This window comes from Runella aurantiaca, from assembly GCF_003339505.1.
GTDB lineage: Bacteria > Bacteroidota > Bacteroidia > Cytophagales > Spirosomataceae > Runella > Runella aurantiaca.
This window is the reverse complement of the sequence record NZ_QPIW01000018.1, coordinates 78478-95462: the sequence shown is the minus strand read 5'-3', so window position 1 is coordinate 95462 and position 16985 is coordinate 78478. Positions and strand designations below refer to the sequence as shown.

Below are 16985 nucleotides of genomic sequence, written 5' to 3'. Positions count from 1 at the left end.
CGGTAAAGGTTGCTTTTTTTAGATTTTTTAACAAACAAAGCAACTTCCCCCAAGCCGAAACTTTCAGGAAGTTGCTTTTAAAGGATTCTCGAAGACTTTCTTATTGCTGGAAAGCCTTCTTATCGGCTTTACTTTTTATATTTTGTCAATCCTTCATCCAGAAAACGCGTAAATTCTTCGGCACTTGTATAACCGACGGGCTTGGTCAATAGCTCGCCTTCGGGCGTGACCAAACAGTAAAACGGCTGTGCGTTGTTGTTGAATTTTGTAATCTGCAAGTCGGCATTTTTATCCCCAATGGTTGTTTTTTCACGTTGGTCGTAGGTAGACACAAACTGCTCTTCTTTGGGCAGTTCAGTCTTATCATCCACGTATAAAGAGGCAATCACGAAGTCTTTTTTAAGACGGTCCAACACCTCTGGTTGGGGCCAGACGTTGGCTTCCATTTTGCGACAATTGGCACAATTGAAGCCTGTAAAGTCGATGAATACGGGTTTGCCCTGGGCTTTGGCCTCGGCCAATGCTTGCTCATAGTCAAAATAACCTTCCAATCCGTGCGGCAAATGTGGCTTGCGACGGCCCGATGCCGTCAGGGCAGGAGCCGAAGTTCCACTGCCAACGGCGTTGGTCAGGTAAAAATCTTGCGTTTGTTCGGGAGGCAACCACCCCGACAACACCCGCAAAGGCGCGCCAAACATACCCGGAATCATGTATATCACAAACGCAAACGTGGCCGATGAAATCAGCAAACGTGGAATTGTGATTCCTTTTACGGGTGAGTCTTTATCCATCCGCAGTTTTCCCAATACGTAAAAACCAATGATGGAGAATAAAACTATCCAAATAGCCAAAAACACCTCACGGTCAAGCACTTGCCACTGATACGCTAGGTCTATGTTTGATAAAAACTTCAAAGCCAATGCAAATTCTAATAAGCCAAAAACGACTTTAAATTCATTGAGCCACCCGCCCGATTTGGGCAGGCTTTTGAGGAATTTCGGAAACATGGCCAAACCTGTAAACACCACCGCGAACGGCAAGGAGAAGAATATCATTCCTAGCACTGGGCGCATTACTTCGTTGCCTTTGGAAGCCAAAATCAACAAAGAACCCGCAATCGGGGCCGTACACGAAAACGAAACCACCACCAACGTAAGCGCCATGAAGAAAATCCCGATGAGGCCACCTTTGTCGGCTTGTTTGTCCACACTGTTGACGAAAGAATTGGGCAATACAATTTCAAATAAGCCCAAAAACGAAAGACCAAAAAGGATAAACACAACGAAGAAAATCGCATTGGGTGCCCAGTGGGTACTGATAAAATTGGCCGCCTGCGCACCGCCAACACGAGATACTAAAAAGCCCAACAACGTAAAAATAGCCACAATCGAAAGCCCGTAGACCAAGGCTTTGCCGGTGCCGTGTTCTTGCTTGGTGAAATAACTCACCGTCATGGGCATAATGGGATAAATACACGGCATAAAAATAGACGCTAATCCGCCGAGGAAACACGCCAACAAAAAACTCCAAAGCGATTCTTCGGGCTCTGAGACAGGCAGGTCAGATGGGGCCTTTTCCGCAGAGGCCGTGGCTTCGGCCTGAATAGTATCTACTTTGGATGCCGTTGTAGGTTGTACATTTTCAGTCACCTGTGGCTCGGCAGTTTGGGCAATTACCTCTGTTTTTGAAGCCTCAACTGGCGATGCGGCCGTTACTTTTATCGAAGGAAACTTAAAATCATTCTTTAATAAAACGCACTGTCCATCTTTGACGGTACAGGTTTGACCATCAATCACGCCTTCTATGACGGGGTTTTCCTTTAAAATCCTTATTTTTTGAATAAAAGACGCTTTTCCCTCCGCAATGCTGACGGTTCCAAAAAACTCATCTTCTTTGTTATGAAAACCGATGGGTTTTACTTTTCCAACCAACTCAAAGGTTCCGTTCTTTTTGTACTCAAAAGTGGTTTTTATGGGGTCTTCGGCTGGAAATTCACTCGAATACAAATCCCATCCTTCATCAATGATTGCATTAAATTTTATTTCAATCACGTCTCCCACTTTTACCTCTTTTTTGGGCACTTCAAACGTCCAAGTGGCGTGGTTTTTGACCTGGGCAAAGGTCGAAATCGACACCACCAACAACAACAAAATAGCAGCTATGCGCTTCATATATATTTGACAGATAACAGTTTACAAAACAGTTTTTACTTTTTATTTTTCACCAACGACTTGCCGTCTACTTTTCGTATCACTTCGTTCTTTAGAAACTTTACGCGCCAGAGTCCTAGTTTTGAGGCATCGTCGCCAAAACACTTTTGACAAATCATATTTTGAACCGCAATCGGCGCATTGTAAATCAGCACCGAATCACCTAATTTCTGAATATTGGTGGATTGTGGAAGTTTGTTTTCAGCATTATAAAGATACGCGTCCAATACCTCCTTTTCTTTGACAGACAATTGGCCGTTTTTCATGTCTTTCGTTCCCAAAAGCAAGATTTGTACCCCGTACAATTGCTCCAATGAGTCTATTTCAGCAATTCCCTGTAATTGGCACAACGCCGAAAGATTGGCGTTGGGCTTCTTCGCCTGTGCTTCCCAGTCCAGCTGCGCCTGCTTAACAATCCGCTCACCCCAGTCATCTACAATGGTCACTACTTGGGGAGAAGTGACGCGTTTGATTTGCATACTTTTCATTCTCTCGACCGCTTCTTTGGAACCTTCTACGCGCCGTTCGGGATTGCAGGAGGCAAAAAATAGGCCAATAATCAGTATACTATAATGAATCAGTCGGTTGCTCACGGTTATTTTTACTTCAAAATTACAGGTTATTCTCGGCAAAATGAAAACGCCTCTTGCCGCCGTTTGGTTCAGGCAAAAAGTTTGTAACTTGCCATTGCCTATTTATTCAGAACAAAAGACCACTGCCCATACGCCATGAACACCTCTTTTAAAACCCTTCTTATCGACGATGAGCCGTTGGCCCGCGCCCGTTTGCGTCGGCTGTTAAACAAATTTGAAGCAACGTTTGAAATCATCGGCGAGGCTGCCAATGGCGCAGAAGGCCTTACACTGGTGGAAGAATTACAGCCCGACGTTATTTTTCTGGACATCGAAATGCCCCTAATGAACGGCTTTGAGATGCTTTCTCAACTGACGTTTATGCCGATGGTCATTTTTGCCACCGCCTACGATCAGTACGCGATACGGGCGTTTGAAGAAAACTCTATTGACTATTTACTCAAACCCATTGAAAACGACCGGCTGGAGAAAACGGTGGAAAAATTAAAAAAAAGGATGGCTTCACCTCAGGAAGAAACCACTCAAAACGCCTTCAATTCCAGTCTTTTACAGATTATTGAACAATTCAAACCTAAAAAAGATTTACACACGATTTCGGTCAAGTTTGCCGATAAGATTTTATTGATTCCTCTGGATGAAATCAGCTATTTTGAAGCCGAGGATAAATATGTATTTCTAGCCACCAAAGAAGGATATAAGTACCTAACAAGCTACACAGTGGCGACGTTGGAAGAAAAACTTCCCGACCATTTTACCCGCGTCAGTCGGTCGGCGATTCTTAATTCTCGCCATGTGCGTGAAATTCAGAAGCATTTTGACGGTAAATTCATTTTGGTTCTGAATGATAAAAAAGGCTCCAAAATTACCTCTGGGCAGTCATTTGCCGAAAATGTTCGCCGACTGTTTGAACTCTAACAATGCAGTTGTCTCGCCTTTCGATGATTAACAAATTAAAATAATCTAATTTATCTTATTTCCTTCTTATTCATTTTGTCTTGAATAGCGTCGCAAAATTTTGTGACTGTACAGAAATTTTGGTCAATTTCTCCAAAACATTTCATTTTGACAACGTTCCCGATAACGATTGCATAAATAAATCGCCTTTTGTCTTTACAAAGTTTAATATCATCTACATATATTACAATACATTATACATTCCACTGAAAGGGTACTTTTTAAGGTTTTCTTAGAAAAATTCAAGAAGTCTGCTATGACAACCACAATTGCTTCTATCTCTCGCCGTCGCGGCCACCACTTTGGAATAGACCATTGCCAAAGCACGGCGGCCCTGTATCAATTGCAATTTAATCCTTCCGACAAGATGCCTAAATACAAGCAAATTGTTCATTCGGTGATTAAGGATATTGAAAGGGGGGTTTTGCAAAAAGGGAATCAATTGCCTTCCATCAGCGAGCTGAGCATTGAATACCTTTTGGCCCGCGACACGGTAGAAAAAGCCTATCGGGAGTTGCGCGCGCGCGGCTACATCACATCCGTACAGGGAAAAGGATACTATATTCAATCAAATCACGACAAAAAGCTAAAAGTTCTGCTCATTTTCAACAAGTTAAGCTCCTATAAAAAAATCATTTACTACTCTTTTTTGAAAACATTGGGCGACCAAGCCATGGTAGATTTGGAGATTCATCACTACAGCGCGGGGCGTTTTCAGGAAATTATTGACAAAAACCTGGGCAAATACAATTACTACATTGTAATGCCCCATTTTACGGAAGATTTAGATAAAGCGGATTACCTTCAAACGCTCAAAAGCATCCCTGCCAATGAGTTAGTGCTGCTCGACCGCGAAATCCCCGAACTTCCACAACAGCCGTTGAGTATTTATCAACGTTTCGACAAAGACATCTTTGAAGCGCTGGAAAATGCCACAGATTTGTTGTCAAAATACCAACGAATGGTATTGATTTTTCCGAGCGATGGCAATTATCCCCTCGAAATTGTGCGCGGATTTCGGAATTTTTGCATCAATTACCACAAAGAATTTGAAGTCCGAGAAAACTGCGATGAATCTGTGATTGAAACCGGAACGGCCTACATTGCCGTGGAAGAAAATGACTTAGCAGAATTAATCAAAAAAGCCCGTCGCTGCGAACTTACCATGGGGAAAGACATTGGGGTAATATCGTTCAACGAAACCGCACTCAAAGAGCTTTTGGACATTACGGTTATCACCACCGATTTTGAACTAATGGGCCAAACTGCCGCCACACTTTTAATTAGTAATCAGCGCGTTAAAGTAAAAAACCCATTTTACATGATTCGGAGGGGTTCACTGTGAGGAAATCAAAAGATAACGCACGACATTGCAAAAAAAATCCCAAGCCCTGACAAAAATCGGGGCTTGGAAAACGAAACAGATATGAGGTGGGTAAAACTACAATTTTGCTACTTCAGTGCCCGCCAACAGAAAACATCCTAAGCCAAAATCTTCATAATCGGGTTCTTTCTCGAAGCTCAACGGCTGCCCATCTTTGGGTTCTTTGCCCGTTCCTTGTACCCACCCCAAAAAACCGTTGGAATGTACGCAGTCTTTGAGCATGGCATTCATGGCTTTGCCCACGATGGGTTGATAGGTCTTTTTGTCCAACAAACCGTTGCGCATTCCCCACGCCATTCCGTATACAAACAGCGCCGTTCCGGTCAATTCTTTACCGCCAAAATCTGTTTCGTCGGTCAAGCTCACGTTCCAGAAGCCATCCGCGCGTTGGAGCGGCGCAAGGGCGCGCATCATCTCCAAATAGGTCTTCTGGTACTCGTCGCGGTGAGGAGCGTCTTTGGGCATAATATCCAACACGCGCACCAAAGCAGCCACTACCCAACCATCCCCGCGCGACCAATAGCAATTTTTGCCTCCTGGCGTTTTGTAGGGTGGGTCAAAGTCTTTGTCACGCCACCAAAGTCCTTCGGCGGGGTTGTAAAGGCCCTTGTCGCCGTGCTGATTTTTAGTAAACATATACATCTCGTACATTTTTTCGTAATAACGATTATCGTTGTACAGCACACCCAATTTTGCAAAAACGGGCATTGCCATCTGCAACGCATCCACCCACGACCAGTCGTCTTTTTTGTCGCTGTTGACCATGTTGTCCATGCAGGCTTTGATGTCACGAATGCGCTCTTCTTTTTTATCTATAAGGTACAAATCTATGTAGGTTTGGCCGCAGCATTGGTCGTCACCATTGCGGGTAGTAATTCCGTTGCGCAAACCCCATTTGTGCGCTTCGCCCCACGAAACGGCGTAGTCTAAGTAGCTTTTTTGCGGGTCGAGTTTATACAACGCCATCAATCCTTCGTAGTATACGCCCCGCGTCCAGATGTTGCTTGGACGCGTGCGGTCTTTCCCCACTATGGGTTTGCCCACATCGGGCCATTTGTTCATAAAATACGCATTGGCCGAGGTCATCGCCTTTAAAAGCTCCTTCTTTTTGGGAAGTTTTTGGGCAAAGGTGGTTGAAGCGATGAATAAAAGGCAAACGAGAAGCTTTGTTGATTTCATAGATTAATGAATTTGAATATTTTAATCATTTAACCACTGAGTTGCACTGAGTACCACAGAGAATATTACGATTAAGTCCTTGGTTAAGATTTTAACGTTTAATTAGTTTTATCACCTGTTTAGGCGCTTTTTTCATACCAGTGCCCAGATAATAGCTTGTATGCGGGGGTTGGTTATAGGCTACATTTTGGGCAGCAATGCTCAGCCGATACTGCGGGTCGTGCATAAGCGTAACGAGGCGATGTTCGGTCAGAATCGTGGTCGAATAAATCCGTAAATTTTTGTTGTCGTTGGTTCTAAAAATAACTTCTTCGCGCCAATCTCCGAATAAATCAGCGCTGAGCGCAGGGGTCGATTTGGTGCCGTTGTTGGAAGTACAACCTTCAGCCGTAAGCAGACGCCCAGCCCTGTATTTGTCAATGTGATTTCCATCCAACAATTCACGGCCCAAATCGCCGTCCCACCAGGCCAAAAAGTTGGCCGAATTGGGTGCTTCGCCAATGTCTTCGCCTTTGACATTCAGCAATCTGCTTTTTCCATCTACCACCATGCCACCCCATAATTCAGCGCCCAAATGTACCGAGTCAATGTCTGCCGCTACGCCTCGGCCTACGTCCTTGCCTTCTGCGGTTCTCACTAAGGTTTTTCCCGTTTTGGCATCATACAGCGCCATGCCTGGGCGGGTGGCATCCTTATCTTTGTTTTCGTGAATACCAAATACCTCCAATCCCTCATGCGTAGGGTCTAAGTCGCTCACGTGGATGGCATCTCCATGCCCAAAGCCAGTGGAGAATAAGCCTTTGCCATTATCATCCACGACCATTGCCCCAAACACAATTTCATCCTTACCGTCTTTGTCTACGTCGGCAGCGGTGAGGTTATGGTTTCCCTGTCCTTCATAACTCGGAAAACCATTTTTTGTATCAAATATCCAACGTGAGGTTAATTTTCCACTGCGCCAATCCCAAGCTGCCAACACCGTGCGGGCATAGTAGCCTCGACACATGACGACACTGGGTTGTTTGCCATCGAGGTAGGCTACACACGCCAAAAAGCGGTCCGCCCGATTGCCGTTTCGGTCATTGTGTTCGGGGGTACCCCAACTATCAATCGGAAAGCGGCTCGGCAAATATTCGGTTGAAGCCAGCGCTGCACCCGTTTGTCCTTCAAAAATGGTAAAGAACTCGGCCCCTTCCAAAACTCTTCCTTGGGTATTTCGATAGTCTTTGGATGCATCACCGATGGTTTTTCCTTTGCCATCCGTGATGCCATCTGCAGTTTTGCAAGCAACTTCAGCTTTGCCATCTCCGTCTAAGTCATATACCATAAACTGCGTATAATGAGCGCCAGCGCGGATATTTTTACCCAAATCAATTTGCCATAATCGTATTCCATTGAGTTTATAGGCATCCAAAAACACATTACCCGTGTAGCCATCTTGAGAATTGTCTTTGGCATTGGAAGGCTCCCATTTCAGGATAATTTCGTATTCACCGTCGCCATCCAAATCTCCAACGCTTGCATCGTTGGCGTTGTAGGTATAGTTTTTTCCGTCAGGGGTGGTGCCGCTGGCAGGAATTTGTAAAGGAATTTCTAAGTAAGATTTTTTAAAACTTAATGCCGTTGCTGCATTTTTCTGTTCTACTCCTTTCAGCACCGCGCGAAGGCTATAAACAGCCCCCTCTACGGGATTTTTGTCCGTAAAATTACTGCTCACCAGTGGCTTGGTATTTAGTTTTTCCTTGTTCCGATAGATATTAAAAGCTACACTTTCAGGGTCATTGCCTAACAGCCGCCAACTAATAAACATGCTTCCTTCGGCAGTAGGCACTGCCACAACGCCTCGGTTGAGGGCTTCCATTTGCCGTTGAGCAAACGAAGGCTGAGACAAAATGAGCAATAAAAAGAGTTTTTTGAGCATCTTTTTTGTTGAATCTTTACAAAACCATTTCGAAATGAGACCCGCATTCTATTCTTTGTGCTCTATGTGTCTAGCTGACGGTTGCCGAAGCGGTTGCTACTTCTTCTGCAACAACTGTACTGAGCTGTCATTGATTTCAAACTGCTTGTTTTTCAACAAACTAATCACCTCAGCCCCCGCCAAAATCACGGGCCCGTAGCCATGCGCGGCAAAAGGACTAATGGGACGATGATAGTAAAAAGCAGGGTCAAAACCCATACCTGTACCTACACAGGTTCCTTCTACTTGGCCTTTTTCATTGACTTTGGTTGCCACGGCATTCCATCCCAAGAGCGTCATAGGTGCATACGCCAAGCCGTCAATCCAGCCTTTGTTGATGGCGTGAGCAATGGCATAAGTATAAATCGCCGTAGCCGACGTTTCCAGATACGAATCTTCTTTATTGAGCAATTGATGCCAAAAACCCGACCCCGACTGATAGGATGCCAACCCTTTGGTGTGCGCCTTCAACAAAGCCAAAATCGCAGGGCGCGATGGGTGATTTTCGGGCAGCACATCCAACACTTCTACCTTAGTCAAAATGGCCCAACCGTTGGCTCTGGCCCAGTGAAATTGCGGGTGCTCAGTCATACCTTCGACCCAACCGTGCATGTATACGCCTTTTTCTTTGTTAAACATCCGACCCGCAAATTGCAGTATTTGTTTGGCCGCTTCGTCGTAGTATTTTTTGTCGCCCGTCAGCTTACCCATTTGTGCTAGCGCAGGCACGCCCATAAACATATCATCCAGCCAAAGTGTATTGGGTTGGGGACGATTGCGGGCCAGTGTACCGTCTTTCAGCCGGTGTTCTTTGGTCATAATATAATTAATGTGATTGTCAATCAACGGGCGCAAATTTGACTTATTGCCTTCACGCGTGGCCTTAATCATGGCCGCGCACATGGCTCCGCAATCGTCCAAAGCATGGGGCGTCAACAAACCCCGCAGAGGCCCTTTCGTGCCCCAATCGGCGTTTTCTTCGGTCGTTTTTTTGAAGTACGGAGCGGCATTGGCGATAAAAGCCAATCGTTTATCCGTATATTCTTTGTAGCGATTATCTCCCGTTACCTGACTTGCCAAGAGCATTCCCCCGTAAGTAACGCCCCATTCATAGCTAACCAAGCGATAATCGCCTTTTTGCAAGGCGGTATTTTCGTCAATTTTGGATAAATCGGTCAGGACTTCGCCCGTTTTGGCATTGACAAAGGCCGCAGGAGTCACATTGTTTAAATATCCATGAATTCTATCCAATACCCTCTTTACTTCCTCGGTTTTCACAATCCCGTAAGGTACTGGATAATCGGGTTGCAGCAAATGCAAAGGCGTATTGGAGTCATTAGCGTTGGTCACGTTGCGTTGCGCAAAAAGGGGCGTTGTCAGGCATAACACCACTCCAATCGCCGACAATTTTTGACTAGACAGCAGGGTTTTCATAGGTATAAAAGGGGAATAACCGTGGTTTTATTGGAAAGATACAAAGTTGCGGGGAATTACGACATCAACATTCCCGTACCCACCTGTTCACGACTGCGATAAAAAAGCCCTCAACTTCGAAAGAAATTGAGGGCTTATCAAATTCGTGCGTATTAGGTCCTTTCAGGACGACAAAAAAATATAATTAGGCTTCTACCATGCACGCACCGACGGTCACGTGAGAGGTCTCATCAATCAGAATGGCAGCACCATTGGCGCGATTTTTCAGGTATGAATCATAGGCAAGCGGTTTTGCCGTGCGAAGCGTCACTTTGGCGATGTCGTTTAGCTTGAGGCTTTCGATGTCTTCCAAGTGCTCATAGTTGTTTACATCAATGCGGTATTCGATGCCTTTGACCGAGCAACGTACTAGGCTTGTGCCGTGTTGTAGCGTGTATTTATTACCTACTTTTAACTCTTTTCGGTCGTCCATCCAACAAATAGTGGCTTCAACATCTTGACTCAAAGTCGGCTGATTCCCCGCACCGCTGATTAAGTCTCCCCGGCTGATGTCTACGTCAGTTTCCAGCAATATCGTCACTGATTGCGGAGCCGTAGCTTCTTCCACTTCTTCGCCGTAGACTTCTATTTTGGCGATTTTAGAAGTTTGTTCTGAAGGCAAAACGGTAATAGAATCACCTTTTTTGAAAACTCCGCTTTGAATTCGTCCCGCATAGCCACGATAATCATGTAATTCTTCGGTTTGCGGACGCAGTACGTATTGCACCGCCATGCGTGCATCGGTCAAATTCAGATCGTTCAGCACGTTGACATTTTCGAGAAAATGCAGCATTGTTTCGCCCGTATACCAAGACATAGCCTCCGACTTATCTACAATGTTATCACCCGCCAACGCACTAACAGGGATGATTTTCAGGTCTTTAATTCCGAGTTTATCCGCCAGTTGTTTGTATTCTTGGGCAATTTGCAGAAACGCATCTTCTGAATAGCCCACCAAATCCATCTTATTGACCGCCACCACAATATGAGGAATGCCTAACAAAGACGCAATCAGTGAGTGACGGCGTGTTTGTTCTACCACTCCCTGACGAGCATCAATCAAAATAATAGCCAAATCTGCATTGGAAGCCCCAGTCACCATGTTGCGGGTGTACTGAATGTGACCGGGCGCATCAATACTGATAAACTTGCGATTGGGCGTTTGGAAATATTTATAGGCTACGTCGATGGTAATGCCTTGCTCACGCTCCGAACGGAGACCGTCTGTTAATAAAGCTAAGTCAATTTCGCCGTCACCTCTGGTTTTGCTGGCGCGCTCAACGGCCTCCATTTGGTCGGCCAAAATGCTTTTTGTATCGTAAAGCAAGCGGCCAATCAACGTACTTTTTCCGTCGTCAACACTACCTGCGGTTATAAATCTTAGAATGTCCATTTGTTCAATTTACAGTTTACGTTTCACACGGGGTCGCCCGAGAGGTTTACAGTTAGTTCTATTTTTAGGCGGTTCATCTTACTGTGAACTGCCTACTGTTGACTGTAAACTCTAAAAATATCCTCCCTTTTTACGGTCTTCCATCGCCGCTTCGGTTTGTTGGTCGTCGATGCGGGTTTCGCCACGTTCGCTGATGCGCGTTGCCTTGATTTCGCTTACAACTTTCTCAATCGTATCGGCATACGACTCTACCGCCGCCGTACAGGTCATGTCACCTACCGTGCGGAAGCGAACGGTTTTGGTTACAATTACGTCGTTTTCATCTTTGAAAATAAAATCGGCATTGGCCAACAGATTTCCATCCCGCAAAATCATTTCGCGTTGATGCGAGAAATAAATGGTGGGCAACGGAATTTTTTCGCGCTCAATGTACGACCACACGTCGAGCTCGGTCCAGTTGGAAATCGGGAAGCAACGTACATTTTCGCCTTTGCTGATTTTGCCGTTAAACAAATTCCACAATTCGGGACGCTGACGCTTAGGGTCCCATTGACCAAACTCATCACGGAAAGAGAAAATACGCTCTTTGGCGCGGGCTTTTTCTTCGTCGCGACGCGCACCGCCAATACACGCATCAAATTCAAACTCTTCAATGGTATCCAGTAACGTAAAGGTTTGCAACCAGTTACGGGTAGCATTTTTACCAGTCTGTTCCTTCAACCCTTTGGCTTTGATAGTATCTTCTACTTGACGCACAATCAACTTAGCGCCTACTTCATTGGCCAGCCAATCGCGGTATTGAGTTGCTTCGGGAAAGTTATGTCCTGTATCGATATGTACCAATGGGAAAGGGATTTTACCAGGAGCAAAGGCTTTTTGGGCCAAACGTACAAGGGTAATCGAATCTTTACCGCCCGAAAACAACAACGCGGGGCGCTCAAATTGCCCGGCCACTTCACGCATGATGTAAATGGCTTCGGATTCGAGTTGGTCTAAATAGTCCTGACGTTGGACAATAGACTCTGGACTTTGGATATTGGACATGATTTATCGTGTCTGATTTTGTAATTTACTTTTAAAAGAACGGGGACTCCTTCTCTTCTATTTAGCGTGTAACCCACACTCTTTTTTGCTTTCATCTTCCCACCACCAACGGCCTGCGCGGAAGTCTTCCCCTTCGCGGATGGCGCGGGTACAGGGCGCGCAACCAATACTTACAAAACCTTTGTCGTGCAATGGGTTATAAGGCACATTGTGCGCCTTCACGTAGCTTTTTACTTGGTCGAATGTCCAAGGCAAAAGTGGATTGTATTTAAACAATTCATGTCCTCCATCCCACTCAATGGCCTGCATATCGGTACGATTGGGTGATTGCTCCGCGCGGATACCCGTTACCCAAATTTTCACACCTTTCAGCGCACGATTCAAAGGTTCTACTTTGCGAATAAAGCAACACTCTTTGCGGTTTTCGATGGATTCGTAAAAACTCAAAGGCCCTTTTTCGGTCAGCAGTTGTTCAACGGCTTCGTTTTTAGGGAACATCACTTCGATTTTGGTATCGTAGCGATTATTGGTTTTCTGTAATGTCAGGTAAGTTTCCGGAAACATTCGGCCCGTATCTAGCGTAAAGATTCGGATGTCAATTCCATTGGCTAAAATCATATCCGTGATTACTTGGTCTTCATAGCCCAAGCTGGTCGAAAAAGCCACCTGTCCAGGAAACATTTCTGCCAAAAGGCGCAATGCTTCCACTTCGGTTTTACCGCTAAGTAAACTAAGTAACGATTCTGTTGTATGTGTTTCGGTGAGTATCATTTGTACCGTTGCAATAAGTGTTCTTTTTTATAAGGTCCTGTAAAGGGAGTAATTCTAACATTACACACTTGTGGGGTGTGGAGGTAACGAATAATAAAACCGTTGATGAATGATTTGGCCCTTTTCCCAGCGCTGAACAAACGCCTCGTTCAATTGTTGCGGGCCGCTTTTTTTACTGTCAAACTTAATTTCCATTTCACCCAATACCAACCCCTGCATTTCATCAATCACTACCGTAACGACTTTAATGCTCAGACTATTGACGCCGGCCAAGTTGGTTGCTTCGTATTGCCGTAACACATCTTTTCCCCGTATTGGTTCGTCTGTGTTTTCAATTTGAACAATTTCCTCCGCGTACCATTCCTCTATTGCTTCAAGGGTTTTTCCCTGTTCAATGAGGGCTTGGAAACGGAGGAAATTTTGTTTCAACATTTATATTTTCTCCGCAACCACCTCAGCACTTACCACTGCGGCCTGCGTAAAATCTTCAATTAAATCTTCCACAGATTCCAGTCCCACCGAAATACGAATCAACCCTTCTGTAATGCCTAACGCCGCTTTTTCGTCGGGTTTGAGTTTGGAGTGAGTGGTCGTAAATGGATTGGTGATAATGGTACGCGTATCGCCCAAGTTTGACGACAAGGTTGGGATGGTCAACGCTTTCATAAACGCACTTACGCGCTCAAAACCGCCTTCTAATTCAATGGTCACAATGGCTCCGCCCGCATTCATTTGCGCTTTGGCAAGCTCATATTGGGCGTGGCTTGGCAAATAAGGATAATTTACTTTTTTCACTTCGGGCAATGCCTCCAACGCTTCGGCCAAACGTAACGCATTTTGGCTGTGACGCTCCATGCGTAATTCAAGCGTTTCGAGGCTTTTGCTCAATGTCCACGCATTAAACGGCGACATAGAAGGGCCAGTATGACGACAGAAAAAGCGAATTGGGGCAATGTATTCAGCTTTTCCGACCACCACTCCTCCCAATACACGTCCCTGCCCATCCATAAATTTGGTGGCAGAGTGCACAATCAAATCCGCGCCAAAATCCGCGGGTGTTTGAATGATGGGGGTAGCAAAGCAATTATCAACGTTGAAAATCAAATTATGTTTTTTACAAATCCGACCAATCATGGCCAAATCGACCAACTCCAATCCAGGATTAGACGGAGTTTCCAGATATACCATGCGGCTATTGGGCTGCACGGCCGCTTCCCACTGTTCTTCAGAAGCATCGGCATCCAAATACGTATAAGTAATACCCCACTTTGCAAAAATCTGCGTAATAATCTGGTGCGCCGACCCAAACAACGCCCGGCAGGCAATGATGTGGTCCCCAGACTTGAGAATACCGGCCATACTTGCAAATACCGCCGCCATTCCCGTTGCAGTAGCAAGACCATCTTCCGCACCTTCCAGCATACACACTTTATCCACAAACTCCTGAACACTAGGGTTTGAAAAACGGCTGTAAATATTACCTTCCTCGGTTTCATCAAAGAGGGCTTTGCCTTGCTCAGCCGACTCAAATGAAAAACTTGAGGTAAGAAACAATGGCGTCGAATGTTCGCGGTATTGCGTCTTTTTGGTTTGAATGCGGATTGCTTTCGTCTTACGTTGCATACTTTTCTTGAAAATTTAGACTTATGATGTGTACACCAAATAATCTGGGAAACACAACAAGTCTTTTAAATGACCTGATTGGATGAGGTCGTAAAATTACACATTTACTATAAAATAGCTTTCAATACAACCCTTAATCCTAAGAATATCACCAATAAACCCACAATCACCATCAATGGTCGGCGGTTGACCCGATTTACTAGATAAGCACCAAGCGGAGCGGCTATCATGCCTCCGAGCATCAATCCCAGCACAACCTGCCAACTATTGATACCTTCAAAAAGGAGGAACGTAACCCCACTAGCAAACGCAACGGCAAATTCGGCGGCGTTGACCGAACCAATGGTATAGCGCGGGTCGCGGCCACGGCCAATGAGCGTAGAAGTCACAATCGGCCCCCAGCCTCCCCCACCTACCGCATCCATAAAACCACCGAAAATGGCTAGAACCCCCAGCCGCTTAGTGGGCTTTTTGACATTCGTCTTTTTAATGCCCTTGCTCACAATAATACAGCCCAACACCACCATGTATGCCGAGATAAAAGGCTTAATAACATTGCCATCTATTACATCAGAAAGCAAATAAGCACCAATAACGGAACCGATTACGCCCGGAATCAATAAAGTTTTGAATAGCTTTTTATTGATATTCTTGAATTTGAAGTGTGAAATAGCCGAAGCGCCCGTGGTAAACATCTCCGATAAGTGAACACTCGTACTGCTTACCGCAGGAGGAACGCCCAAAGTCAATAAAAAGGACGTTGCCGTAGCGCCGTAGCCCATGCCCAACGCACCATCTACCAACTGAGCCAGTACCCCTACCATCAGGTAAAACGCCAAATCTGAATTAAAACCCGCCATGAAAGAGTCAATAGTAAAACTTCCTGCGTGTTTGTAAATCAAATATCCTATGATAATCGTCAACAGCCCAACGGGTATACCAACCCACAGCCAATCTTCAATGTCTCTTGGTTTTTCGACAGGGATAACCGGTGGTTTTGTCATGGAGCTCATAGCCGTTTCTGAAATTTATACTGGTCGTCGAAAGCAATTGCCGCAATTTGTTTAAGTGACAAAAGCAATTTTAAACACCTAATACCAGATATAGTATATTGATTATATAGAGAAATTAATATAAATTAAATGCCGCTTTTTGGGGCGGCATTACAAAAGTAGAAGCAATAGTTAAAAAGTCCAAGAAATGAGCTTAAAAACTTATTAAATTCTTACAAAAATCCGATTTCGGTACATCCAGCGTAAAATCAGCCACTCGACTAAAAGAATCAATCCACCCCGAACCAAGGACTCATACGTGATTCCAAATACCTGATCGTAGGTTTGAGACACGTGTGTTTGAATAGAGTGATGAATAAACTCTACTATGGTATGGGAGATAACGTAGGCGGCAATGGAATTGGTTCCGATAATAATCAACCAAATAAATGCCTTACGCCACCCCTGTATATCTACCAACCAGTAAAAAGCTGCGAGCAACACAAAACACCATCCACCGCTAAACAACACCCAAGTAGGCGTCCAAATACGTTTGACATTGGGACAAATCCCCAGCCAGTTGAGAAGAGAACCCACCACCAAAAGGGCTACGCCTAAAGTTGCAAACCGCTTTACTTTTTCCATCGGTGCTGAATCTGATTTGAGCCACTGGCCCGCCAACAGCCCTAAAACCATTGTACCCAACGTTGGAATAAAGCTTAAAGTAGAATATCCGCCGCCATTTCTAATGAAAGGTTTCTCACGAGGAAAAAGGTTCATAAACCATTGGTCAAATGCCCATGCCGCATTTGTATTTTTATTCCAATGAGCCGCAAACCCCTTTAAATTATGTTCCCAATCGGCAGTAACACCAACGGCTGCATAATCAAAGTCGGCGCCCGGAAGCGGGTAAACAGCAAAGAAAAGCCAATAGCCTACTAAAATAGTACCCAAAGCAATGAGTTGGGTGCGGAATGTGCGAAAACCCAGCCAAAATAAAACGGGGTAACCCAAGCCAATTTGAGTGAGCGTATCTTCAAACGTAAAGTTGGTTTGTTGGCGAGACATTGAGCGCAGAAAAATTCCGAGAAAAATTAGAATCAACGAGCGCTGAATGGTGTGCCCAAACATTGCTCCGAAGTTTTGCCCTTTAGCCATCCGACTCGCAATAGAATACGGCAATGCCACACCCACCAAAAACGAAAACGACGGTTGAATCAAATCATGCAATGAACAACCCACCCATTCAACATGGTCTTGGTTATAGGCCAAAAACGCCCAAAAAGAACTATCGGGCAGGGCTTTGGAAATACTGCCGAATTCGAGCACTTCGGCCATCATCAAAAACATAACAAAACCTCGGTAAGCATCTACCGACGAGATACGGGCGGGCAAGGTGGGCGCCATAG

Annotated in this window: 14 protein-coding genes; 2 read left to right on the top strand and 12 right to left on the bottom strand. The window is 45.1% G+C overall.

Annotated elements, in window-relative coordinates; all coding sequences use genetic code 11:
* Window positions 1–128 precede the first annotated feature (128 nt).
* Window positions 129–2171, bottom strand: a complete 2043-nt coding sequence (locus DVG78_RS19765) for a protein-disulfide reductase DsbD family protein (RefSeq protein WP_114462775.1) — start codon at window positions 2169–2171, stop codon at window positions 129–131.
* Between the two features lie 35 nt (window positions 2172–2206).
* Complete coding sequence (locus tag DVG78_RS19760; RefSeq protein WP_147277125.1) at window positions 2207–2803, bottom strand: hypothetical protein; 597 nt, start codon at window positions 2801–2803, stop codon at window positions 2207–2209.
* Window positions 2804–2938: 135 nt separating this feature from the next.
* Between DVG78_RS19760 and DVG78_RS19755 the strand changes: the two genes are divergently transcribed.
* Together DVG78_RS19755 and DVG78_RS19750 are read left to right on the top strand one after the other, a co-directional pair.
* Window positions 2939–3718 (top strand): LytR/AlgR family response regulator transcription factor, encoded by a 780-nt coding sequence (locus tag DVG78_RS19755; protein WP_114462773.1) that lies wholly within the window; start codon window positions 2939–2941, stop codon window positions 3716–3718.
* A gap of 295 nt (window positions 3719–4013) precedes the next feature.
* Window positions 4014–5102, top strand: a complete 1089-nt coding sequence (locus tag DVG78_RS19750; RefSeq protein WP_114462772.1) for a GntR family transcriptional regulator — start codon at window positions 4014–4016, stop codon at window positions 5100–5102.
* 96 nt (window positions 5103–5198) lie between these two features.
* Here the strand turns inward: DVG78_RS19750 and DVG78_RS19745 are convergent, their stop codons facing one another.
* The 10 genes from DVG78_RS19745 to DVG78_RS19700 all read right to left on the bottom strand — a co-directional run bounded on the left by DVG78_RS19745 (window position 5199) and on the right by DVG78_RS19700 (window position 16983).
* Window positions 5199–6320: a glycoside hydrolase family 88/105 protein gene (locus DVG78_RS19745; protein WP_114462771.1), complete on the bottom strand. Its 1122-nt coding sequence runs from the start codon at window positions 6318–6320 to the stop codon at window positions 5199–5201.
* Between the two features lie 91 nt (window positions 6321–6411).
* Window positions 6412–8241 carry a rhamnogalacturonan lyase gene (locus tag DVG78_RS19740; protein ID WP_114462770.1) on the bottom strand — a complete coding sequence of 610 codons (1830 nt, stop codon included), beginning with the start codon at window positions 8239–8241 and terminating at the stop codon, window positions 6412–6414.
* A gap of 96 nt (window positions 8242–8337) precedes the next feature.
* Window positions 8338–9714 carry a glycoside hydrolase family 88/105 protein gene (locus tag DVG78_RS19735; RefSeq protein WP_114462769.1) on the bottom strand — a complete coding sequence of 459 codons (1377 nt, stop codon included), beginning with the start codon at window positions 9712–9714 and terminating at the stop codon, window positions 8338–8340.
* Window positions 9715–9898: 184 nt separating this feature from the next.
* On the bottom strand, window positions 9899–11146 hold the full coding sequence (locus tag DVG78_RS19730) for a sulfate adenylyltransferase subunit 1 (protein ID WP_114462768.1): 1248 nt from the start codon (window positions 11144–11146) through the stop codon (window positions 9899–9901).
* 111 nt (window positions 11147–11257) lie between these two features.
* Window positions 11258–12190 (bottom strand): sulfate adenylyltransferase subunit CysD, encoded by a 933-nt coding sequence (cysD, locus tag DVG78_RS19725; RefSeq protein WP_114462767.1) that lies wholly within the window; start codon window positions 12188–12190, stop codon window positions 11258–11260.
* 57 nt (window positions 12191–12247) lie between these two features.
* Window positions 12248–12961: a phosphoadenylyl-sulfate reductase gene (locus DVG78_RS19720; RefSeq protein WP_114462766.1), complete on the bottom strand. Its 714-nt coding sequence runs from the start codon at window positions 12959–12961 to the stop codon at window positions 12248–12250.
* A 60-nt stretch (window positions 12962–13021) separates the two neighbouring features.
* The gene (locus tag DVG78_RS19715; protein ID WP_114462765.1) at window positions 13022–13393 is read right to left on the bottom strand and encodes a nuclear transport factor 2 family protein; all 372 of its coding nucleotides are present in this window, start codon (window positions 13391–13393) and stop codon (window positions 13022–13024) included.
* Window positions 13394–14584, bottom strand: coding sequence for a trans-sulfuration enzyme family protein (locus DVG78_RS19710; protein ID WP_114462764.1), 1191 nt, complete (start codon window positions 14582–14584; stop codon window positions 13394–13396). It abuts the gene before it with no gap.
* A 107-nt stretch (window positions 14585–14691) separates the two neighbouring features.
* Window positions 14692–15588 carry a sulfite exporter TauE/SafE family protein gene (locus DVG78_RS19705; protein WP_229598280.1) on the bottom strand — a complete coding sequence of 299 codons (897 nt, stop codon included), beginning with the start codon at window positions 15586–15588 and terminating at the stop codon, window positions 14692–14694.
* Between the two features lie 213 nt (window positions 15589–15801).
* Window positions 15802–16983, bottom strand: coding sequence for an acyltransferase family protein (locus tag DVG78_RS19700; protein WP_114462762.1), 1182 nt, complete (start codon window positions 16981–16983; stop codon window positions 15802–15804).
* Window positions 16984–16985: the final 2 nt, after the last annotated feature.

Excerpts from the sequence above, each read along its gene's own strand:
- DVG78_RS19765 (WP_114462775.1), bottom strand. The coding sequence starts at position 2,171 with ATGAAGCGCATAGCTGCTATTTTGTTGTTGTTGGTGGTGTCGATTTCG.
- DVG78_RS19755 (WP_114462773.1), top strand. The coding sequence starts at position 2,939 with ATGAACACCTCTTTTAAAACCCTTCTTATCGACGATGAGCCGTTGGCC.
- DVG78_RS19750 (WP_114462772.1), top strand. The coding sequence starts at position 4,014 with ATGACAACCACAATTGCTTCTATCTCTCGCCGTCGCGGCCACCACTTT.
- DVG78_RS19745 (WP_114462771.1), bottom strand. The coding sequence starts at position 6,320 with ATGAAATCAACAAAGCTTCTCGTTTGCCTTTTATTCATCGCTTCAACC.
- DVG78_RS19740 (WP_114462770.1), bottom strand. The coding sequence starts at position 8,241 with ATGCTCAAAAAACTCTTTTTATTGCTCATTTTGTCTCAGCCTTCGTTT.
- DVG78_RS19735 (WP_114462769.1), bottom strand. The coding sequence starts at position 9,714 with ATGAAAACCCTGCTGTCTAGTCAAAAATTGTCGGCGATTGGAGTGGTG.
- DVG78_RS19730 (WP_114462768.1), bottom strand. The coding sequence starts at position 11,146 with ATGGACATTCTAAGATTTATAACCGCAGGTAGTGTTGACGACGGAAAA.
- cysD (WP_114462767.1), bottom strand. The coding sequence starts at position 12,190 with ATGTCCAATATCCAAAGTCCAGAGTCTATTGTCCAACGTCAGGACTAT.
- DVG78_RS19720 (WP_114462766.1), bottom strand. The coding sequence starts at position 12,961 with ATGATACTCACCGAAACACATACAACAGAATCGTTACTTAGTTTACTT.
- DVG78_RS19715 (WP_114462765.1), bottom strand. The coding sequence starts at position 13,393 with ATGTTGAAACAAAATTTCCTCCGTTTCCAAGCCCTCATTGAACAGGGA.
- DVG78_RS19710 (WP_114462764.1), bottom strand. The coding sequence starts at position 14,584 with ATGCAACGTAAGACGAAAGCAATCCGCATTCAAACCAAAAAGACGCAA.
- DVG78_RS19705 (WP_229598280.1), bottom strand. The coding sequence starts at position 15,588 with ATGACAAAACCACCGGTTATCCCTGTCGAAAAACCAAGAGACATTGAA.
- DVG78_RS19700 (WP_114462762.1), bottom strand. The coding sequence starts at position 16,983 with ATGGCGCCCACCTTGCCCGCCCGTATCTCGTCGGTAGATGCTTACCGA.